General features: G+C 25.2%; 18 protein-coding genes, 1 other RNA gene and 2 pseudogenes. 11 read left to right on the top strand and 10 right to left on the bottom strand.

Annotated elements, in window-relative coordinates; genetic code table 11:
* Positions 1-219 precede the first annotated feature (219 nt).
* From thrA to thrC, 3 genes are read left to right on the top strand one after another with little or no spacing between them, the layout of a single operon-like run.
* A complete protein-coding gene (gene thrA, locus ATN01_RS00985) occupies positions 220-2667 on the top strand; it encodes a bifunctional aspartate kinase/homoserine dehydrogenase I (protein ID WP_075433245.1) in 2448 nt (815 codons plus the stop codon).
* A gap of 20 nt (positions 2668-2687) precedes the next feature.
* On the top strand, positions 2688-3617 hold the full coding sequence (gene thrB, locus ATN01_RS00980; protein WP_075433244.1) for a homoserine kinase: 930 nt from the start codon (positions 2688-2690) through the stop codon (positions 3615-3617).
* 3 nt (positions 3618-3620) lie between these two features.
* A complete protein-coding gene (gene thrC / locus ATN01_RS00975) occupies positions 3621-4910 on the top strand; it encodes a threonine synthase (protein WP_075433243.1) in 1290 nt (429 codons plus the stop codon).
* A gap of 59 nt (positions 4911-4969) precedes the next feature.
* Here the strand turns inward: thrC and ychF are convergent, their stop codons facing one another.
* The 3 genes from ychF to ATN01_RS00960 all read right to left on the bottom strand — a co-directional run bounded on the left by ychF (position 4970) and on the right by ATN01_RS00960 (position 7381).
* Positions 4970-6058, bottom strand: coding sequence for a redox-regulated ATPase YchF (gene ychF, locus ATN01_RS00970; protein WP_075433242.1), 1089 nt, complete (start codon positions 6056-6058; stop codon positions 4970-4972).
* A gap of 40 nt (positions 6059-6098) precedes the next feature.
* Positions 6099-6632, bottom strand: a complete 534-nt coding sequence (pth, locus tag ATN01_RS00965) for an aminoacyl-tRNA hydrolase (protein ID WP_082248327.1) — start codon at positions 6630-6632, stop codon at positions 6099-6101.
* 137 nt (positions 6633-6769) lie between these two features.
* On the bottom strand, positions 6770-7381 hold the full coding sequence (locus ATN01_RS00960; protein WP_075433240.1) for a Fe-Mn family superoxide dismutase: 612 nt from the start codon (positions 7379-7381) through the stop codon (positions 6770-6772).
* Between the two features lie 349 nt (positions 7382-7730).
* Here ATN01_RS00960 and rnt point away from each other — a divergent pair, with 349 nt between their 5' ends.
* Positions 7731-8378: a ribonuclease T gene (gene rnt / locus ATN01_RS00955; protein ID WP_075433239.1), complete on the top strand. Its 648-nt coding sequence runs from the start codon at positions 7731-7733 to the stop codon at positions 8376-8378.
* 136 nt (positions 8379-8514) lie between these two features.
* Here rnt and grxD read toward each other — a convergent pair whose 3' ends face one another.
* The gene (gene grxD, locus ATN01_RS00950; RefSeq protein WP_075433238.1) at positions 8515-8841 is read right to left on the bottom strand and encodes a Grx4 family monothiol glutaredoxin; all 327 of its coding nucleotides are present in this window, start codon (positions 8839-8841) and stop codon (positions 8515-8517) included.
* Positions 8842-8956: 115 nt separating this feature from the next.
* On the opposite strand from grxD, the gene ssrA reads away from it, so the two are divergent.
* Positions 8957-9323, top strand: a transfer-messenger RNA (tmRNA) gene (gene ssrA, locus ATN01_RS00945).
* Between the two features lie 23 nt (positions 9324-9346).
* Here the strand turns inward: ssrA and bamE are convergent.
* Both bamE and nadK read right to left on the bottom strand, forming a co-directional pair.
* On the bottom strand, positions 9347-9661 hold the full coding sequence (gene bamE / locus ATN01_RS00940) for an outer membrane protein assembly factor BamE domain-containing protein (RefSeq protein WP_075433237.1): 315 nt from the start codon (positions 9659-9661) through the stop codon (positions 9347-9349).
* A gap of 65 nt (positions 9662-9726) precedes the next feature.
* Entirely contained in the window at positions 9727-10605 is an 879-nt protein-coding gene (nadK, locus tag ATN01_RS00935) for an NAD(+) kinase (protein ID WP_075433236.1), read from the bottom strand.
* 125 nt (positions 10606-10730) lie between these two features.
* Here nadK and grpE point away from each other — a divergent pair, with 125 nt between their 5' ends.
* Positions 10731-11267 (top strand): nucleotide exchange factor GrpE, encoded by a 537-nt coding sequence (gene grpE / locus ATN01_RS00930; RefSeq protein WP_075433235.1) that lies wholly within the window; start codon positions 10731-10733, stop codon positions 11265-11267.
* An 80-nt stretch (positions 11268-11347) separates the two neighbouring features.
* Here the strand turns inward: grpE and ung are convergent.
* Positions 11348-12012, bottom strand: a pseudogene (gene ung, locus ATN01_RS00925) (uracil-DNA glycosylase).
* Positions 12013-12137: 125 nt separating this feature from the next.
* Here ung and ATN01_RS00920 point away from each other — a divergent pair.
* On the top strand, positions 12138-12731 hold the full coding sequence (locus ATN01_RS00920; protein WP_075433234.1) for a peroxiredoxin: 594 nt from the start codon (positions 12138-12140) through the stop codon (positions 12729-12731).
* Positions 12732-12820: 89 nt separating this feature from the next.
* Here the strand turns inward: ATN01_RS00920 and ATN01_RS00915 are convergent, their stop codons facing one another.
* Positions 12821-13543, bottom strand: a complete 723-nt coding sequence (locus ATN01_RS00915; protein ID WP_075433233.1) for a DUF2076 domain-containing protein — start codon at positions 13541-13543, stop codon at positions 12821-12823.
* A gap of 277 nt (positions 13544-13820) precedes the next feature.
* Here ATN01_RS00915 and gyrA point away from each other — a divergent pair, with 277 nt between their 5' ends.
* The 4 genes and pseudogenes from gyrA to yfaE all read left to right on the top strand — a co-directional run bounded on the left by gyrA (position 13821) and on the right by yfaE (position 20141).
* A complete protein-coding gene (gene gyrA, locus ATN01_RS00910; protein WP_075433232.1) occupies positions 13821-16304 on the top strand; it encodes a DNA topoisomerase (ATP-hydrolyzing) subunit A in 2484 nt (827 codons plus the stop codon).
* 87 nt (positions 16305-16391) lie between these two features.
* A complete protein-coding gene (gene nrdA, locus ATN01_RS00905) occupies positions 16392-18677 on the top strand; it encodes a class 1a ribonucleoside-diphosphate reductase subunit alpha (RefSeq protein ID WP_075433231.1) in 2286 nt (761 codons plus the stop codon).
* A gap of 69 nt (positions 18678-18746) precedes the next feature.
* Positions 18747-19877, top strand: coding sequence for a class Ia ribonucleoside-diphosphate reductase subunit beta (nrdB, locus tag ATN01_RS00900; RefSeq protein ID WP_075433230.1), 1131 nt, complete (start codon positions 18747-18749; stop codon positions 19875-19877).
* Between the two features lies 1 nt (position 19878).
* Positions 19879-20141 (top strand): annotated as a pseudogene (gene yfaE, locus ATN01_RS00895) (class I ribonucleotide reductase maintenance protein YfaE).
* 17 nt (positions 20142-20158) lie between these two features.
* Here yfaE and pta read toward each other — a convergent pair.
* Positions 20159-22291 carry a phosphate acetyltransferase gene (pta, locus tag ATN01_RS00890; protein WP_075433229.1) on the bottom strand — a complete coding sequence of 711 codons (2133 nt, stop codon included), beginning with the start codon at positions 22289-22291 and terminating at the stop codon, positions 20159-20161.
* 49 nt (positions 22292-22340) lie between these two features.
* Complete coding sequence (locus ATN01_RS00885; RefSeq protein WP_075433228.1) at positions 22341-23555, bottom strand: acetate kinase; 1215 nt, start codon at positions 23553-23555, stop codon at positions 22341-22343.
* Positions 23556-23632 lie beyond the last annotated feature (77 nt).

Here is a 23632-nt window from a genome sequence, read left to right as displayed (position 1 = left end):
AATTCAATATTTATTTTTTTAACTATTGCACTAATAATGATCATTATGTTATAAAAATTAATTCAATAAGAAATATTCATGTCTACTTATAGCCTCTTTACTAGAATAACTATTCTAGTTATAACTAGTTATGAAGTGGGGCCAGATGATATATTTTAAAAACCCGCTCATAGCTTAAAGCGGGTTTTTTTATAATATAAATTTAAGGAATAATTAAATATGAAATTACTAAAATTTGGTGGTACCTCACTAGCTAGTGCAAAAAAATTTTTATGTGTAGCTAATATTATAGAACAAAATATACGATCTGAACAAACTGCAGTTGTGCTTTCAGCACCAGCTAAAATTACTAATTATTTAGTTTCAATTATAGAAACAATCACTCAAGAAAACAAAACGTTAGACATCATTAACCTAACAGAAACTGTTTTTATCAATTTAATAAAAGATTTATCAAAAATACAATCTAATTTTCCATTTTTAAAAATAAAAAATATCATAAATAAAGAATTTAATCGATTAAAACAAATAATACATGGAGTAATGTTATTACAACAATGTCCAGATAGTATTCGTGCAATCATTATTTCTCGCGGAGAAATACTATCAATCTATATTATGAAAAGTATATTGAAATCTAAAAACTATAATGTCACTGTTATTAATCCTATTAAACAACTTGTATCTTCAGGAACTTATTTAGATTCTACTATTAATATAATTGAGTCTAAAAAACGTATTGAAAATATGACTATAGATAAAGACGATATTATTTTAATGCCTGGATTTATTGCAGGAAATGAAAAACAAGAATTATCAGTATTAGGACGAAATGGTTCAGATTACTCTGCTGCAGTTTTAGCTGTCTGTTTAAACGCAAAAATCTGTGAAATTTGGACTGATGTTGATGGAGTATTTACATGTGACCCAAGAGAAGTCTCTAACGCGTATTTACTAAAATCAATATCATATAAAGAAGCAATGGAATTATCTTATTTCGGCGCAAAGGTACTTCATCCTCGTACGATTGAACCAATTGCTAAATTTAAAATTCCTTGCGTTATAAAAAATACTAATAATCCTAACTCTTCTGGTACTGTCATTTGTTCTAGTAATTTTTCAAAAGAAAAACGTTTAAAGGGAGTTACTCATCTCGATCATATAATGATGTTACACGTATCTGTATTGTTGACAAAAAAAATGAACAATATTATTTCACGTATACTTAATATTATGTCACAAAATAATATTAAAATAATATTAATTACTCAATCATCTTCTCAAAACAAAATTAATTTTTGTATTTTAAAAGATAAAACTAATCTAGCTTTATCTTCTTTAAATAAAGAATTGCAATTAGAATTAAAAAATTGCCTATTAAAACCTTTTAAAGTTACAAAAAATTTATCTATTTTATCTGTAGTGGGATCAGATATTTATAAAAAAAATAATATTGCATCAAAAATTTTTTCTTCTTTAGGTAATTCGAAAATTAATGTTTTAGCAATTGCACAAGGATCGTCCAAACATTCTATTTCTGTAGTCATTAAAACAAAAAATATTTTAAATGCAGTTAGAAACGTACATGACATATTGTTTTATAATAAAAAAATTATTCATGTATTTTTAATTGGAATAGGTGGTGTAGGTGGTACTTTATTAAAACAAATACTCAGACAACACACATTTTTAAATATAAACAATATAGAAATCAAGATTCGTATTATTGCTAACTCTAAAAAAATATTAATTTCAAATGATACAATTGATTTATTACATTGGGAAAAAGATTTCCAAAAAACAACAGAAGAATTTAATATAAAAAAATTAAATAATATAATACAAAATCACTGTTGTACAAACTCAGTGATTATTGATTGCACATCTGATGAATTACTATCGGAACAATATATAAATTTTTTATATAGTGGATTTCATATAATAGCTTCTAATAAAAAAGCAAATACTAGTAAATGGGAATACTATCAAGAAATAAGAAATGCAGTTTCTAAAACAAATAAAAAATTTTTATATGAAACTAATGTTGGAGCGGGACTACCAGTTATAGAAACAATTCAAAATTTATTTAAAACAGGTGATAAACTTATTCGTTTTAAAGGTATATTATCTGGATCTTTATCTTTTATTTTTGGAAAACTTGAAGAAGGAGTTTTATTATCAAAAGCTACTCAAGAAGCTAGAAAATTAGGTTTTACTGAACCTAACCCATGTGATGATTTATCTGGTATAGATGTAGCTAGAAAACTACTAATTTTAGCACGTGAAGCTGGACATAAAATAGAATTAAAAAACATAAAAATCGAACCGTTATTACCGATTACATTTAAAAAACATAAAGATGTAAACAAATTCTTAGTAGAATTAAAAAAATTAGATGCACATTTTTTACAACTAATTAACAAAGCTCTTGATTCTGGAAATGTATTACGTTATGTAGGAACTATAGAAGAAACAGGAGAATGTTTCATAAAGCTTGAAGAAGTAAATGTAAACGATCCATTATATAAAATAAAAAATGGTGAAAACGCATTAGCATTTTATACTAATTATTATCAATCGATTCCTCTTGTATTAAGAGGTTATGGCGCTGGTAATAACGTTACAGCATCTGGAGTGTTTTCCGATTTACTGCGCATACTATCATAAACGTCAGGAACATAGAACCAATGATTAAAATTTATGCACCAGCTTCTATTGGTAATGTTGGAGTAGGATTTGATATTTTAGGTGCAGCAATCACACCTATAAATGAAACTCTATTAGGTGATCTTATAACAATAGAACCATCAAATAAATTTCAATTAGTTAATAAAGGTCTTTTTTCTAGTAAATTACCTAAAAAGACTGAAGAAAATATTGTTTGGAAATGCTGGTCAAAATTTTGTAAAGTTGTAAAAAAAAACATCCCAGTATCTATTGTTCTTGAAAAGAATATGCCTATTGGATCAGGATTAGGTTCTAGTGCATGTTCTATTGTTGCTACATTAGTAGCAATAAATGAATTTTGTAATAAACCTTTAAATTCTAAAGAATTATTAGTATTAATGGGTCAAATAGAAGGTGAAATATCTGGTGAGATACACTATGATAATGTGGCTCCATCTTATTTAGGAGGTTTACAACTGATATTAGAAGATACTGAAATCATCAGCCAAAAAATACCAAGTTTTAAACATTGGTTTTGGGTAATAGCTTGGCCAGGGTTTAAAGTATCTACTGCAGCAGCAAGAAAAATATTACCTAAACAATATAAAAAAAACATTTGTATTAAGAATAGTCGTTATTTAGCTGGATTTATTCATGCCTCATATAGTCAACAACCTAATTTAGCAGCTAGATTAATACAAGATTTTATTGCAGAACCATATCGTATGAAATTGCTACCTAATTTTTTAAAAACCAAAGAAAAAATAAAAAAAATCGGAGCTATAAGCTGTGGAATATCAGGATCAGGACCTACTATTTTCGCGATTTCGGATAACATAAAAATAGCTCAAAAAATATCTTTATGGTTGAAAAAATATTATTTAAAAAATGAAACAGGGTTCGTTCATATTTGTTTTTTAGATATGCAAGGTGCACGTAAAATAGGATAAAAAATGAAACTTTATAATTTAAAAAATCATAATGAAAAAGTTAATTTTTCTACAGCTGTAAAATTAGGACTAGGACAAAAACAAGGATTGTTTTTTCCAGTAGAATTACCTGTTATTAATAACATACAATTATCAGAAATATTAAAAATGGATTTTATTACACGTAGTACTGAAATACTTTCTAGATTTATTTATAATGAAATTTCTAAAGAAGAATTATATAAAAATGTAAAAACAGCTTTTTCATTTAAACAGCCAGTAAAAGTCAAAATTACCAACAACATACATTGTTTTGAATTATTTCATGGTCCAACATTAGCATTTAAAGATTTTGGCGCACGCTTTATGGCACAAATGATACTGTCAATTAATAAAAATAATGAATCTGTTACTATTTTAACTGCCACATCAGGTGATACAGGTGCAGCAGTAGCACATGCATTTTATAAAATGAAAAATGTTAGAGTAATTATTTTATATCCAAAAGGAAAAATCAGTGAATTACAAGAAAAATTATTTTGTACTTTAGGGAAAAATATTAAAACCATATCAATTAACGGCAGTTTTGATGATTGTCAAAACTTAGTGAAAGAAGCATTTAATGATAAAAAATTAAAAGAATCGATAGGATTAAATTCAGCTAATTCTATAAATATTAGTCGATTATTAGCTCAAATATGTTATTACTTTGAAGCATTTTCTTTAATTCCTAAAGAAAAAAGAAATAATTTAGTGATAGCAGTCCCATGTGGTAATTTTGGTAATTTAACTGCCGGGTTACTAGCTAAATCTCTTGGTTTACCAATTAAATCATTCATAGCATGTACTAATGATAATGATACAGTGCCAAGGTTTCTTAAAGATGGTCAATGGAATCCAAAAAAAACTGTATCTACAATATCTAATGCAATGGATATTAGTCAACCTAATAATTGGACTAGAATAGAAGAATTATTTAATCGAAAAAAATGGAATTTAAAAGAACTTAGATTTGGTAGTGTATCAGATAGTGTTACAAAAGAAACATTAAAAGAACTTTTTCAATTAGGTTATGTTTCTGAACCTCATGCTGCAATTGCATTTCGATTATTACGAAATCAATTAAAAAAAGATGAATTTGGATTATTTTTAGGAACTGCACATCCAGCTAAATTTAAAAATACTGTAGAAACAATAATCAAAAATAAAATTTTATTACCTAATGAATTAAACAATCGAATTAATTTACCATTATTATCTTATAATATTAATCCTGATTTTAAAAAGTTAAAACAATTTTTAATAGAAAAATAAAAAAATAGAGAGGATTAATAATTGTTCCTCTCTAAAAATACAATCTAAAATCAAGATTTTTACACATTAAAAAGAAAATGTACGATATCACCATCTTCTATTTTATAATTTTTTCCTTCTTTTGTACACTTTCCAAGTTCTCTTATTTTTACTTCGTTTTTATATTTTATAAAATCGTTATATTTAATAATTTGCACTCTAATAAAACCTTTACTAAAATCAGTATGTATTTTATGAGCTGCTTGAAGACTAGTACTACCATCAAGAATAGGCCAAGCACGAATTTCTTTTTTACCCACGGTAAAAAAAGTAATTAATTTTAACAATTGATACCCTGCTGAAATAATATTATTTAGACCTAAACTTTTTATATTGAAAACTTTCATAAAAGATTTTTTTTCTATTTCATTCATCTTAATTAAATCTAGTTCTAGATTTGCAGAAATTGGAATTACTGGAGCATTTTCTTTTTTAGCTATATGATATACTTTTTTTAAAAGAAGCAAAGATTCTTTTTCTTCATTCATATTTGCTATATACATAGTCGGTTTCAAGGTTAAAAGACGTAAAGAACTAATAGTATTTCTTTCATCTAAATTTAGATTAAGATTTTTTAACATTAAACATTGTGTTAAATGTTTAATACATTTTTCTAAAATATTGATTTTTTTTTGCACATCTTGAGTTCGTAATGTTGTTTTTTTTTTATACTTTAACAAATGTTTTTCACAAACATCTAAATCCGATAATATCAATTCAGTATTGATGATTTCTATATCTCTTTCAGGTTTAATGTCGTCATAAACATGACTGATTTTATTATCTTGAAAACAACGTACAACATGAGCTATAGCATTTGTTTCTCGTATATTATTTAAAAATTGGTTTCCTAAACCTTCTCCTTGAGCAGCTCCTTTAACTAATCCAGCAATATCTATAAATTCTATAGATGCATGTATAATCTTTTTTGGAAGAACAATATTAGCAAGTCTATTCAGACGTTCATCTAAGACAGAAACCTTAGCTATATTTGGTTCAATAGTACAGAATGGAAAATTAGCAACAGCTGAATTTCCTTTTGTTAACAAATTAAATAAAGTAGATTTACCAATGTTAGGTAGTCCTACGATACCGCATTTAAAGCCCATTTTTATACGCCTTGAACATATAGAATATATTTTTATAAAATTAAGTTTTTAAAATGAATGAATGTATAGTTTCTTCTATCGCATGTAAAATAGATTGTTTAATTGAAAATTTTTCACATTTATCTGGAATTGACAAAACAAAAGAAGAAACTTGAGATTTGCTACTTGGACGACCAATTCCAATTCTAAATCTATGAAAATTAGTTTTTTTTTTAAATGTACAAATAATACTTCTTAGACCATTGTGACCGTTGTGTCCATAACTGTGTTTCAGTTTTGCAATGCCAGGATTCAATTCTAAATCATCATGAACAATCAATATTTCATTTAAATGTATATTATAAAAGGAGGCCATTTTAAACACTGATTTACCATTTAAGTTCATAAATATATTTGGAACTAATAATCGAATATAATTCGATTCTATATTTAAAAAAGAAGTAAAACCAAAAAATTTTTTTTCTTCTTTCAAAATTTTTAAATAACGTTGAGCTAATAAGTATACAAACCAAGAACCGACATTGTGACGTGTTTGATGATACTCTTTTTTTGGATTAGATAATCCTACTATCATTTTAATAGTATTCAAAAAAATATCCTTAATATTTTGGTAAAAATATTAAAAACATATAATTAATATAAAATTATATGTTTTTATAAAGATATACAATATATAAAAAAACTTTTAATATTTACTAAACAAATAATTAGTTATTTTTGTAAACGATCAGATGCTACTTCCCAATCTACTACATTCCAAAATGCTTTAATGTAATCTAATCGTCTATTTTGATATTTTAAATAATAAGCATGTTCCCATATATCTAATCCGATAATCGGAGTACCATAAAATTTAGACGTTGATTTTTCCATTAAAGGATTGTCTTGATTCGTAGTAGATACTATAGATAAGATACCATCTTGATTTATCAACCATACCCAACCAGATCCAAAATGATTAAGTGCTATTTCTTCAAATTTTTTTTTAAAATTATCAATTGTATTAAATTGTTTTTCTATTTCTGTTTTTAAATCATGTGTTAAAACTGTTCCTACTCTTAGACTTTTCCAAAAAAAACTATGATTTATATGTCCTCCTGCATTATTTTTTAGTGTCTGTTTATTTTCTAAATTAATTTCATTGAAAATTGAAATTAATTCATCAATAGATAAAGAAGAAAACGTTGTATTTTTTAAAATAATATTAGTGTTATTAATATAATTTTGATGATGTTTAGTATGATGAATTTTCATTGTTTTTTCATCAAAAAAAGGTTCTAAAGCATTATATGAATAAGTCAGATTAGGAAGAACATAACTCATCTTATTTTCCTTGTACAATTGAAATAAAATAAAAAATAATATTCATAAAAAATTACATTTATTTAATATTTAGATATTTCTAAAAATTATAGTACACTTGTTGAATAACGACTAATAATTATAATATATTAATACATATTTAAATAGTATCCAAAATTAAAATCACAAAAAATGTAAAAAATTATTTTTTACGAACTTTTTACATTTTGTAATAACTTTAAATCAATAAAAAACTTTTTTAATATATTTCTATAATATATTGATTTTTAATATTTTAAATATCAATATTTTAAAAAAAATAAAAAACTAATTAATTAAACAAAAAGTATTTTAAAAAAATGAGATTTTGATGTCTACAACTCAAGAATTCAATTTATTAAGTGATCGATTTCGTAGTTTTTATCCTGTTGTTATAGATATTGAAACTGCAGGATTTAATGCTAACACTGACGCATTATTAGAAATTGCTATAATTACACTAAAAATGGATAAGCTAGGATGGCTACATAAAGAAAATACTTTACATTTTCATATAGAACCATTTGCAGGTTCTATAATAAATTCTGATGCAATAGCCTTTAATAAAATTGATCCTTTTAATCCATTACGTGGAGCTATTAGCGAAAAGATAGCAATTAATTCAATATTAGAAATGGTAAATCAAGGAATTAAAATACAAGGATGTAGTAAAGGTATTGTTGTTGCACATAACGCTAATTTCGATCATAATTTTTTAATGGCAGCAATTCAAAGAGTAAAAATAAAAAATAATCCTTTTCATCCATTTGTAACTTTTGATACTGCAGCACTCAGTGGTTTAGTAGTCGGTGAAACAGTTTTAGCTAAAGCATGCAAAGCGATTGGTTTAAAATTTGATAATAATCAAGCACATTCTGCACTGTATGATACATTGCAAACTGCAAATCTTTTTTGTGAATTAGTCAACCGTTGGAAACGTTTAGGCGGTTGGCCCTTAAATCAAATAAAAAAAAAATAAATTTATATTTAAATATAAATGAAAAACGTAATAGAAACATATGACATTACTAACTAAAGATAAAAAAATTAATGTTCTTTATTGTAATGTCATATATTAATTTAACAAATAATATATTTTTATATATTAAAAATTATTATTTTTTATATTTCTTAACTGTATTTGATATTAATTTTTTTAGAGCTCCATTTTCTAACATATCGAGAATAATGCTACAACCTCCAATCAATTCACCATCTACCCATAATTGCGGAAACGTTGGCCAATTCGAATATTTTGGTAATTCATTTCTTATATCTGAATTTTCTAAAACATCTACATAAGCAAATTTTTCACCACACGATGATAAAGCTTGAACTGCTTGAGCGGAAAATCCACAGCTAGGAGATTGAGGTGTTCCTTTCATATAAATTATAATAATATTATTTTTGATTTGTTTTTCTATCTTTTGAGTAATATTCATATCTTTTCCATTTTTAAAATTTACGTAAAATTATTAAATAAAATATTTTTAAATATACATTTAAAGAATTAATAGACAAATTGCTTTTTTTTTGTAATAATAGTCACATAAAAATGGGGCTGTTTTTGGATTTGACAAAATTATTTACTAAATAAAGTGCATGCCGAGGAACGGTTTGCCTCGATAAAAGCCGTAAAAAAATAGCTGCAAAAAATAAACAACACTACGCTTTAGCAGCTTAAAAAACTGCATAAAGCCCTTTCTCCTTAGCTTCTTCTCTTAAGACAAGGGTCTATAGAAAGGTCAAAAAAGAGAAAAACGTGAAAATCGAGCTTGACGATGACACGTCATAATTTTCAAGCTATATACCCAAAATGGGTTTTTTCAAATTGGGATACGAATCTAAAAAATAAAAAACTAAGCATGTAGTACTTTATTTTTGTAGACATTTTGGACGCGGGTTCAAATCCCGCCAGCTCCAAAAATTATATTTTTTTGAGACATATTAGATTTCATCAAACTTAAAACTTATCACTTTGTTACCTTGAAAGTATAAACTTAATATTATTTTATGAAAAACATTTCTATCTGTTTCATTACAAAAATAATAATGATAAACGTCTTCAAAAGAATCAGAAATAATTGGAATTCCAAACATATAAATGATTTGTTTTTTTGTCATTCCAATATAATTTTTATTTAAATAATTTTGATTAAAATAAATCTTGTTTGAACAATTCAAATGCTCTTCACTTCTCTCTAACAATGAACAACCAGAAAAAAAAATAAGAATAAATAGTATTATTTTATAATGTCTCATTATAATACCCTATTACAATTTAATATGTAAAAAAAAATTCTTTTCTGTAATATATATAAAATATTTTAAAAAAACTTTTTAGACCAATTTAATTTTGAAGTTAACGTTTGAAAATAATTGTAACTTTTAGGATGTACAAGTCTTAAATAAAAACTACTTCGACGAATAAAAACACATTCACCTTTTTTAATAGTTAAAACTATTTGACTATCACAACTGATTTTTAAATTAGTTTCTACTTTAGAAAATTTTAAACAAATGATACTGTCACTGTGTATCACTAATGGACGAGCAGATAAGGTATGAGGAAACATCGGAACTAAAACCATAGCATCTAAAGATGTAGCTATAATTGGACCACCTGCCGATAATGAATAACCAGTAGAACCAGTGGGCGTTGAAATAATTAGTCCGTCTGCACGTTGTGAAAAAGAAAATTTATCATCAATGTAAACTTCAAATTCTATCATATGAGCTAAATGTTTCGTATGCAAAACTACTTCATTTATTGCTATACTAGATTTAGAAATATTTTTTTTTTGACATACTTGCGCATCTAATAAAAAACGATTTTCTAAAAAATAATTTCCAGATAATACTTCCGATAACTTTTTTAAACCGGTATCAGGATTTAAATCAGTCAGAAAACCTAAATTACCACGATTAATCCCAATAATTTTAATATTATAAATAGATAACACACGTGCTGCACATAATAAATTTCCATCTCCTCCTATAACAATTGCTAAATCACAAGATTGACCAATTTCTATTAATGTAGCAGTATCAGCGTTATTTAAATTTAATGCTCTAGCAACAGTACATTCAATAAAAACTTTATAACCATTTTTTACTAACCACTTATAAAGTATCTTATGTGTTATTAATGCACTCTCATGACGGGGATATCCAACAATACCAATATAAGTGAAATATTGCTTCATTAGACAAAAATTCCTAACAAAAATAATGTATATTATATTATAATATAACAATAAATGACCTTGAAAGATTAATTATAAACCTTATAATCAATTAGTGATTAATAATATTTAAATTGGTAAACTTTATGGATAATCAAACAAATAATTTAAATGCTAATATAGCAGAAGAAGAAAAAGAAAACATAGAAAATGATAATAAAAAAATTCATAACTTAAAGTCTCAAATATTAAAAAATGAAAAAAAAATAAATGAAATTGAATTGCGAAAATTAGCACATATAGAAAATATAAAAAAAAATACAACAGAAACAATAAATACAATAAAAAAAGAACAAATAGAAAAATTTTTAAAAACAATCATTCCTATAATCGATTCTCTTGAAAGTATTGTACAATTATCTAATAAATTAGACAGTAAAAATGAACCATTAATAGAAGGAATTCAATTGACGTTAAAATCTTTTTTAAATACGTTGTTCAATTTAGATGTAAAAATCGAAGGACAGGAAAAAGAACTTTTTAATCCTAATATTCATGATGCAATTCGCTTAGAAAAATCTAATACAACACCGCCTAATCATATTATTTTTGTAGATAAAAAGGGATTTAGTTTAAACAAAACAATATTACGAAAAGCCAAAGTAATAATTTCTAAAGAATAATGTTTTATTTTAAAAAAAATCACATAAAAAAATTTTATATTATTTAAGAATAGAAAAAATTCTAAAATTTTTTTCTATTTTTAAATTACAAACCAATTAATCGGTTGTTTTTTTTCTTTATTTAAAATTTTATTAGTTAAAGAAAAATGTTTACAACCAAAGAATCCACGATAAGCTGATAATGGAGAAGGATGAGACGTTTTTAAAATATAATGATTTTTAGTATTTATCAAATTGATTTTTTTTTGTGCATCATTGCCCCAAAGCAAAAAAACTATAGAGCGTTTATATAAACTAATCATAGAAATAACTCTATCAGTAAAAATATTCCATCCTATATTAACATGAGATCTTGGTTTATTTGACTCCACCGTTAAACTTGTATTTAATAAAAAAACACCTTGTGTAGCCCAATTATTAAGACACCCATGATTAAATAAATAATTTTTTTTAAAATCACTATTTAACTCTTTATATATATTTCGTAAAGAAGGTGGTATAATACAACCATAAGGAACAGAAAAAGACAAACCATGTGCTTGATTTTTAGAAAAGTATGGATCTTGACCTAAAATCACAACCTTAATATTATGAAATGGAGTTAATAAAAAAGCATTAAAGATCTCTTTTTGTTGAGGATAAATCGTTTTTCTTAAACGTTCTTTTTTCAAGAATTTTATTATGTTAATAAAATATTTTTTTTTTCTTGAGATAAAAGATCTTTCCAAGATAATTTTTCATTCATTGTTAACTTCTCTCTAATGTTTTTTTATAAATAAAACTTGTTTTTTAAAAATATTTTTTTTATTGTTGAAATAGTTTTTTTAAACAACACATTCTTTTTATTCAAAAAAAATTATAGGAAAAAAAATGGTTTTAGTTACAAAAGAAGCTCCAAATTTTATAGCCCCAGCAATTCTAAAAAATAATCAAATTATTGAAACATTTGATCTGAAAAAATATGCTAATCAACAATCATTAATATTATTTTTCTGGCCTATGGATTTTACCTTTGTATGTCCATCTGAAATTATAGAATTTAATAATATTTACCTAGAATTGAAAAAAAGAAATACAAAAATTGTTGGTGTTTCAATTGATAGTGTTTTTGTTCATCAAGCTTGGAAAAATACGTTACCTAAAAATGGTGGAATTGGAAAAATTAATTTCCCTATGGTATCTGATATTAAACGAAATATTCAGAAACTTTATGGTATTGAACATCCTGTTCTTGGTGTAGCGTTAAGAGCTTCATTTTTAATTGATGCAAACTGGATTATACGTCATCAAGTTGTCAACGATCTGCCATTTGGAAGAAATATCAAAGAAATAATACGTATGGTTGATGCTATAGATTTTCATAATAAAAATGGTGAAGTATGCCCTGCTAATTGGAAAAACGGTGAGAATGGAATGACACCTTCTATACAAGGTGTTTCTGAATATTTAAGTAAAAAATATTAAAAAAATTAAAGTCAGCAAAAAATATTTTATGCTGGCTTTATTTTTAACAAAAAAATACCTAGAATTATGAATTCTAATATATTAATATTTTAAAGAAAATTCTCGTCATCATGATTCATCTCTTCATAATCTGTAGTTTCAACATCATTATTAACAGTATCTAAGTTAGATGTATTTGGATTAAATTCTTGTTGAGTTTGCTCATAACTTACTAAGTTATCATGATTAATATTGTCTGGTATATCATTATTGTCATGATGTTGTAAAGATGTATTATTATTTTTAATAGTATCAAAAACTTCTTCTTCCGGATTAGCATGATTAAAAACATTCATTAACATATTTCCTAAAATCATACCGCCGGCAACACCTGTTGCTGTTTGTAATGCATTGCTAAGAAATCCACTATTTCTATTAGCCGTTATTATAGGTGATGATTGTGTTACAGGATTAGAAGTCTGAGATTGCAAATGACTATCATTATGTTTCCATATATTGTTATCATGAGATAATTTTTGAGAATCAGGTCTATTTTTAAAAAAATTTGATAAGAAACTTGGTTTTTTATTAGATTCTTTCGTTTTTAATATTTCAATCCTCTTTTTTAATTCTTCAATTTTTGAATTCATTTTATTTATGGCAGTTTCCTGGATCAATATTGTTTGCACCATATAATAAGAAGAAAATGGTTGTTGTTTTACTAGTTTTTGAATTAATTCGTCGGCTGAATTATCTCTTTCAAAAGAATTGAGTTCAGTGTTTTTTAAACGATGAAACAAATTTTTTATTAAATTTTTTTCTTCATCTTTCATATAAGATCTCGTTTTAAAGTCAAATTAATGAACTAAATAAATTATTATAGAATTGACAATTCGTTGTTAGTTTATTTAACAAAAAATTGTGATTATATTTTATATTAATACTTTCATTAAAAATAAACAATATAAAAAAAATTTTATTTTACATAATTTATTTTTTAAAAATTTATCACTAATGACAATATTTTCTTTCTATGCATCTAATAGATTAATTATGTTATACTTTTGTACTTAATTTGATTATGTTCACATATAAAGAGATAATAGTTTTATGAAATATCCTGCACGAGAAATCATACAGGTTGATATTGAAAAAGAGTTAAAAAGCTCTTACTTAGACTATGCTATGTCTGTAATAGTTGGTCGAGCATTGCCTGATGTTCGAGATGGTTTAAAACCAGTGCATAGAAGAATACTTTTTGCAATGTATATATTAAACAATGATTGGAATAAAGCATATAAAAAATCTGCGAGAATAGTAGGTGATGTTATAGGAAAATATCATCCTCATGGAGATTCAGCTGTATATGATGCAATAGTAAGAATGGCTCAAAAATTTTCATTACGGTATATGCTTATAGATGGACAAGGTAATTTTGGTTCCATAGATGGAGATTCAGCAGCAGCAATGCGATATACAGAAATTCGCATGTCTAAGATCTCTCACGAGTTATTAGAAGATTTAGAAAAAAACACTGTTGAATATATTCCAAATTATGACGAAACAGAAAATATACCAGAAATTCTTCCAGCACGAATACCCAATCTTTTAATTAATGGTTCATCAGGTATTGCTGTAGGTATGGCGACAAATATACCACCTCATAACTTATATGAAGTAATTAATGGATGTTTGGCATATATAAATAACAATGATATTACCTTAAGCGAATTAATAAAATATATTCCAGGTCCAGATTTTCCAACTGCCGGTATAATCAATGGAAAATTAGGAATTGAAGAAGCTTACCGAACAGGAAAAGGAAAAATTTATATTCGAGCAAAAAATATTATTGAACAAAACAAAAAAAGTAAAAAAGAATCTATTATTTTTAATGAAATACCCTATCAAGTCAATAAAGCACGATTAATTGAAAAAATAGCAGAGTTGGTAAAAGATAAACGTATTGATGGTATTACTGCATTACGTGATGAATCAGATAAAGATGGAATGAGGATTGTCATTGAAATAAAAAAAGAAACCATGTCTGAAATAATTTTAAATCAATTATATTCTTTAACACAACTAGAAATTTCTTTTGGAATTAACATGGTTGCTTTATGTCAAGGACAACCAAAAACTTTATCTTTAAAAGAAATTTTAAAAAATTTTTTATCTCATCGACAAGAAATAATTACAAGACGTAGTCTTTTCGAATTGGAAAAAGCACGTAATCGCATTCATATTTTAGAAGGATTAAATATTGCTTTAATCAATATTAATTCAATTATTGAAATAATAAAAAAATCGAATAATTTCATAGAAGCAAAAAACTTAATAATCAAAAAAAAATGGAAATATCAAAACATTAATACTTTTTCTCTTTTTGAAAAAAAACATCAATATTTTTTTAGTGAAAAACAAGTACAAGCTATTTTAGATTTACGTTTACATAAATTAACTACCTTAGAAAAAAATAAAATCATTACAGAATACAATGAGTTAATAAAATATTCTAAACAACTACAAAATATTCTTGAAAATAAAAATTCTATGCTTGAAGTTATTAAAGAGGAATTATTATTAATACAAAAAAATTTTGGTGACAAAAGAAGAACAAAAATCATTGAAAATCATACTGATATAAATATTGAAGATTTAATTAATCAAGAAGATGTTGTAGTTACACTATCGCATTCAGGATATGTAAAATATCAGCCCATTTCTGATTACAATGCTCAAAGACGTGGTGGAAAAGGAAAATCAGCTGTAAAAATAAAAGAAGAAGATTTTATAGAAAGTTTAGTAATAGCAAATACACATGATACTATATTATGCTTTTCAAGCAGAGGTATTTTATATTCAATAAAAGTTTATCAATTACCAGAATCGAGTAGACATGCGAAAGGTAAACCAATAGTTAATTTATTACCTTTAAGCAAAAAAGAAAGAATTACAGCTATATTGCCCGTATATGAATATAAAGATAATCTGAATATTTTTATGGCCACTGCTCGGGGAATAGTAAAAAAAAGCTCTTTAAGTCAATTTAAAAAACCTAGATTTTCAGGAATTATTGCAATTAATTTACATTCTAATGATGAACTTATAGGAGTTTCTTTAACTGATGGGAATAACAATATTATGTTATTCACACAAAATGGTAAAGTAGTTCAATTTTTAGAAAATAGTGTCAGAACTATGGGCAGAACTGCTTCAGGAGTAAAAGGTATTAAAATAAAACCAAATGACAAGGTAGTGTCTTTGATTGTTCCAAAAAATAAAGGTAGTATTTTAATAGCAACAAAAAATGGTTATGGAAAACGGACAAAAATCACTGATTTTCCAATCAAATCACGTGCCACACAAGGTGTAATAGCGATAAAAATTACAAAAAAAAATGGAAAAATTATTGGAGCAATACAAGTTTTAGAAAAAAATCAAATTATCATGATTACTGATGCAGGTACACTAGTCAGAATACGAGTATCTGAAGTAGGTGTATTAGGAAGAAATACACAAGGTGTAATATTAATCAGAACATCAAAAAACGAAAAAGTTGTTGCTTTACAAAAAATCGTAGAATCTATATAAAAAAAGTATATTTACTTGAATATTAAACGTATAAAAAACTTTAAACATATATCTTTTTACATTCTTTTATAATAAGTAAAAATTAACATGGAAAATAGTCTGTTTGTTACTAAACGCAACGGAAATAAAGAAAAAATCAATTTAGATAAAATTCATAAAGTGCTAAATTGGGCAGCTAAAGGGTTAGATAACGTATCTGTTTCTCAAGTTGAATTACGTTCGCGTATTCAATTTTATAATAACATGACTACTATTAATATTCATGAAACTATTATTAAAGCTGCAGCAGATTTAATTTCACAAAATACACCAGATTATCAATATATGTCTGCAAGACTAGCTATTTTTCATCTTAGAAAAAAAGCTTATGGTAAATTTGAACCACCTATGTTATACGAACATGTAAAAAACATGGTTTACTTAGGAAAATATGATGAAAATTTATTGAAATATTATTCTTATGAAGAGTATTTACATATGAATTCCTTTATTGATCATTGTCGAGATATGAATTTTTCATATGCTGCCGTAAAACAACTAGAAGGTAAATATTTAATACAAAATAGAACTACTGGAAAAATATATGAAAGTGCGCAATTTTTATATATCTTAATTTCTGCATGCTTATTTTCTAAGTATCCAAAGGATACTCGTATGGATTATATTAAACGTTTTTATGACGCAATTTCAACGTTTAAAATTTCATTACCTACTCCAATTATGTCAGGTGTAAGAACACCTACTCGGCAATTTAGTTCTTGTGTTTTAATTGAATGTGATGATAATCTTGATTCTATTAATGCCACAACTAGTTCTATTGTAAAATATGTTTCGCAACGTGCAGGAATTGGCATTAATGCTGGTAAAATTCGCGCCATAGGAAGTCCAATTAGGAATGGAGAAGCTTTTCATACTGGTTGTATTCCTTTTTATAAATATTTTCAAAGTGCTGTAAAATCTTGTTCTCAGGGAGGTGTTAGAGGAGGAGCAGCAACTATTTTTTATCCAATATGGCATTTTGAAGTTGAAAGTTTATTAGTTTTAAAAAATAATAGAGGTATTGAAGAAAATAGAGTACGTCATCTCGATTATACAGTTCAAATCAATCAATTAATGTATAAAAGATTATTATTAGGGAAAAATATTACATTATTCAGTCCTTCTGATGTTCCTGGATTATATGAAACATTTTTTTCAGATCAAAAAAAATTTAAAAAAATGTATATAGAATACGAAAAAAATAAAAAAATAAGAAAAAAAAGAATTAAAGCATTAGATTTATTTTCTTTAATAATGCAAGAAAGAACATCTACTGGACGAATCTATATACAAAATGTAGATCATTGTAATTCACATAGTGCATTTAATCCAAAATTATCTCCGATCAAACAATCCAATTTATGCTTAGAAATTACATTACCTACTACATCTCTACAAAATATATACGATAAAAATGGAGAAATTGCACTATGTACATTATCAGCTTTTAATTTAGGAACAATTCAAAATCTAGATGAATTTAAAGAATTATCTATATTATCTGTACGAGCTCTTGATGAAATATTAGACTATCAAAATTATCCTATACTAGCAGCAAAAAAATCATCTGTTTCTAGACGATCTTTAGGTATTGGTGTAATAAATTTTGCGTATTATTTAGCGAAAAATAAAGTACGATATTCAGATGGCAGCGCAAAAAATTTAACTCATAAAACTTTTGAAGCTATGCAATACTATTTATTAGACGCTTCATGTCAATTAGCTAAGGAAAAAGGAGCATGTGCTTTATTTCATCAAACAAATTATTATTTAGGAAAATTTCCTATTGATACATATAAAAAATATATTGATAAAATATGCAATGAACCACTACATCTAGATTGGATTACATTACGTAAAAAAATTAAAAAATATGGTTTGAGAAATTCAACGTTGTCTGCTTTAATGCCATCAGAAACATCTTCTCAAATATCTAATGCAACTAATGGTATTGAACCACCCAGAGGATTTGTCAGTATTAAAGTTTCAAAAGATGGAATTTTACGACAAGTAGTTCCGGAGTATAAAAAATTAAAATTACAATACGAATTACTTTGGGATATACCGAATAATATAGGTTATTTAGAATTAGCTGGTATTATGCAAAAATTCATTGATCAATCTATATCCGTAAATACTCACTATGATCCAAAAAGATTTGTAAATGATAAAATTCCAATGAAACAACTTTTACATGATTTACTTTTATCTTATAAACTTGGTTTAAAAACATTGTATTATCAAAATGTGCACGATGGTTCTAAAGATGATCAAAACGTTATATCTGAGTCTGTAATAAATAATATTTGTGAAAGTGGTGCATGTGTTATATAACATCAAACAATTTGTATATATTTAAAAAATATTTTTTAAAGAAAAAAATTAATTATCAGGTATAACAATATGTCTTATACAATTTTTTCAAAAAAAAACAATAATCAACTGAAAGAGCCTATGTTTTTTGGACAATCTGTAAACATTGCGAGATATGATCAACAAAAATATAATATTTTTGAAAAATTAATTGAAAAACAATTATCGTTTTTTTGGAGACCAGAAGAAATAGATTTGTCTCGAGATAGAATAGACTTTCAAAATTTACCTGAACATGAACAACATATTTTTATTAGTAATTTAAAATATCAAACATTATTAGATTCTATTCAAGGAAGAAGTCCTAATATAGCTTTTTTACCTATTATTTCTATTCCTGAATTAGAAACATGGGTTGAAACTTGGTCATTTTCAGAAACCATTCACTCACGTTCTTATACGCATATAATTAGAAACATTGTCAATTCTCCATCTTTAATATTTGATGATATTATTTCAAATAAGCATATTAATGATCGAGCTCAAAATATTTCTATATACTATGACGAATTGATACAACTGACAAGCTATTGGCACTTATTAGGTGAAGGAATTCATTCAGTTAATCAAAAAAAAATTAATATTACTTTAAGTTTATTAAAGAAAAAGTTATATTTATGTTTAATCAGTGTCAATGTATTAGAAGCAATTAGATTTTATGTTAGCTTTGCATGTTCGTTTGCATTTGCAGAAAGAGAATTAATGGAAGGAAATGCGAAAATCATACGACTAATAGCACGAGACGAAGCATTACATTTAACAGGGACTCAGCATATTTTAAATATTTTAAGTAACATAGAAAACGACGAAGAAATGAAAAATATCATTTTACAATGTAAAGAAGAAGCTAAAAATATATTTATTTCAGCAGCTGAACAAGAAAAAAAATGGGCTGAATATTTATTTCAAAATGGTTCTATGCTCGGATTAAATAAAGATATAATTTGTCAATATATAGAATATATTACTAATATACGTATGCATGCTATAGGTTTTAAAATGCTTTTTCAAAAAAAATCTAATCCTATTCCTTGGATTAATTCTTGGTTAACTTCGGATAATATACAAACTGCACCCCAAGAAACAGAAATCAGTTCATATCTTGTTGGACAAATTGATTCAGAGGTTTCTGATAATGAATTTAAAAAATTTCAACTATAAAATAAATAAATCTGTGATTAGAATAATAAATATTAAAAAAAAATTCTATATAAAAAAAACGTTTCATTATTGATGATATTAGAATTAAATAATATTGGTATAGCATACCAATGTCGATCCGGTTATTGTGGAATGTGTCGCATTGAATTAATAAAAGGGAATATAATTTATTCAATAAAACAGCCTATGGCTGCTTTATTGACAAATAAAGATATTTTCCCTTGTTGTTGTCAACCTCACGGGGATATCACAATTAAAATTTAAAAATAATAATACATACTTTATAGAGACTGAATTGAAGTCAAAGCAATAGTATAAATTATATCTTGTACTGAAGCACCTCGTGATAAATCATTTACTGGTTTTCTTAATCCTTGCAATATAGGACCAATAGACAGTATATTTGCAGACCTTTGTACAGCTTTATAAGCTATGTTGCCAGAATTCAAGTCAGGAAATATAAATATATTAGCAGAACCTTCGATAGGTGAATGAGGCGCTTTTAATTTAAAAACAGTTTTTGAAATTGCTGCATCATACTGAATTGGACCATCGATTATCAAATTAGGTTGTCTGTTTTTAATGATACAAGTCGCTTGTCTGACTTTTTCTACTGTAGATCCATGTCCTGAATAACCAGTAGAATAAGATAACATGGCTATACGAGGTTTAATTTTAAAGATTTTTAAGAAATTAGAAGAATTTATAGCAATTTCCGCTAATTCTTCTGAAGTTGGATTTATATTAATAGCACAATCAGAATATATTAAAACTTTATTTGGTAATAACATAAGAAAAATAGATGATACCAACGAAGTGTTATCTTGAGTTTTAATTAATTGTAATGCTGGAAGTATAGTATTAGCTGTCGTATTAACGGATCCACAAACTAATCCATCTACTTCATTATTTTCAAGCATCAAAGTAGCTAAAATAATATTATCTTTTAATTGTTTTTGTGCAAAAATTTTATCTATATGTTTTTTCTTTCTTAATTCTAAGAATCGACTAACATATTTATTTCTGATTAAATTAGGATTAATTATTTCAGTATTTGAATTTAAATCAATATTATTTTTATTTGCTATATGAAAAATTTTTTGTTGATCGCCTAATAATACACATTGAGCAATATTATTTTTTTGACATTCCACAACAGCTTTCAATATTCTAATTTCATATGACTCAGGTAATATGATACGTTTATTATTTTGTCTAGATAATAATCTTAAATTATAACAAAATTCTTTTGGAGAATATTTTATCTTATAATCATCTTGTTTTTTTACCGATTTTAAAAACTCATTAGAAAAAAAACTAGAAATATATCTTTGCAAAATATCAATATAAATTTTATTTTGAACAGTAAGATTGAAGTTAAATTTTTGTAACTGACATAAGATCATCATAGTATTTTTTGTAGTAAAAGCAACATTAATATTTCTTTTAATTAAACATTTACAACAATCTATGATACTTTTTTTCGATTTTAATTGTACATCTGTTAATATAATTCCAATAATTTTTTTTCTATCAAAATTTAAATTAAATAGTTTTATAAAGCTATTGATACGACTAAAAGAAACTATTATCAAAGTATTAAAATATTGTTTTTCTATCATATTATTAACACTTTCATCAAATATTATTATTTCTTGAACAATAGATTCATCTGTCTTTGATATGTTAAGAAATGAAATATTTAAAAAATTGAAAATACTCTTTAAATATATTTGTTTAATATTTTTATTCCAAGGTATAAAAGCTAAAACTGGAAAGAAAATATTTTTAGATATTATTTTTTGATCTATGAAACCTTTTTCATTTTCTTTTTCGTTTTTTAGTATTATTGATTTTTCAATAAAATTATATTCCTTTTTAATAAAAGGGGAATTCACTTTATTAAAAATTACACCTAAAACATTTTTAAATTTTTTTCTTTTTAAAAATAGTTGAATTTCTTGTTCTTTTTTTTTAAAACTATCAGAAGAATCATTTTTTAAATTAACTAAAAAAACCACTTCTGCACTTAAATTTTGAGCAATATCATAATTTATTTGTTCAGAATGAAAATTTAAATGATGTTTTAAACCTTCAATTAAAATTAACTTATACAAAGATTTTTTGTGATAAATATTTTCAATCATTTTATCTAATAAAAAAAGATATTCTGCAGAATAAAAAATTTTGTTAGAAAAGTTTATATCGTCTAAAATATCTACAATATTTGAAAAATATTTATTAATAATTAAAGATGTATTATTTTTTGAATTATTTAAACAAGAAAAATATAATATAGATTCTTGTGAATTATTATCAAATATTTTTGTTTTAAAAAAATATATTAAACTTAAACTAATAGTAGTTAAACCAACGTCTTTATCTAAAGGAATTAACATTATAATACGTGACATAATCATCCTAATATAATATTGCAATATAAAAAAACTAAAAACATAATTGTTATGTTTTAATTATATTTAAGGTTTCTTGAGCTATTAATAATTCTTCATTTGTTGAGATAACAAATACTGGACGAGAATATACTTCAGTAATTAATCCAGATTTTCCTCCTATCATAGATAAATTAAGTTCCGAATTGATCTTAAAACCTAATAGTAATAGCTTAGAAAAAGTTAATTTTCTAACTAAGGGGACATTTTCTCCAATACCGCCAGTAAAAACAACAGCATCTAAACGATTTTCCATTAAAGATGTATAAGCTGCAATATATTTAGCTAGTCTATGACAAAAAATATCTACAGATCTTTTAGCTTCTTTTTTTAAATGATAATTTTTTTCAAAATAACGAAAATCATTACTAACTCCGCTTAAACCTAATAAACCAGATTTTTTAGTTAACACTTCTTCAATTTCATTAATGCTCATATTTAATTGTTTATGCATAAAAAAAATAATAGAAGGATCAATATCTCCACTTCTTGTTCCCATTACTAATCCTTCTAAAGGAGTGAAACCCATAGAAGTATCTACACATACACCGTTACAAATTCCTGAAATTGAAGATCCATTTCCTAAATGACAAGTTATAATATTCAAGGAATGAAATTTTTTATTTAGAACAGTGCAAGCTTCACGAGCCACATAATTATGACTAATACCATGAGCTCCATAGCGTCTAATCCTATATTTTTCATAAAAATTATAAGGAATCGCATATAAAAAAGAAGTTTCGGGCATGTCTTTATAAAAAGATGTATCAAAAACTGCTACATTTTTCTTAGACAAAATGGGATATTTTTCCATAACTATTTTAATACCAATTAAATTAGCCGGGTTATGTAACGGAGCAAATAACGCAGCATCTTGAATATGTGTCAGTACGTTTTCATCTATTAACACGGATTTTTTTATTTTGATTCCTCCATGTACTACTCTATGCCCTATTCCAACAATATTTTTTAAAATATCTTTTTGTTTTAGTAAAATTTTTTCTATAATAAAATCTAATGCAAATTTATGATTGATATTTGAACCTATAATTTGTTTATATTTTTTATCTAAATATTTCCATGTAATACATGTATCTGGTAAAAATAAATATTCTACTAAACCAGAAAGATATGTTTTTTTACTATCAGGATTTAATATTGCGAATTTTATAGAAGAACTTCCACAATTTAACACAAAAATAAAATTTTTCAATTTTTTATCCATTATTTAGTATAATAGTGTGTGTTTAAAAAAAGTTTAATTTATCAAAAAATAATAAATTTATCCTCTTAATAAGAGGA

This window comes from Buchnera aphidicola (Diuraphis noxia) (assembly GCF_001700895.1).
Classification (GTDB): Bacteria; Pseudomonadota; Gammaproteobacteria; order Enterobacterales; family Enterobacteriaceae; genus Buchnera; species Buchnera aphidicola_D.
Note: the sequence above shows the minus strand (reverse complement) of the source record. Positions and strands in the feature narration are given on the sequence as shown.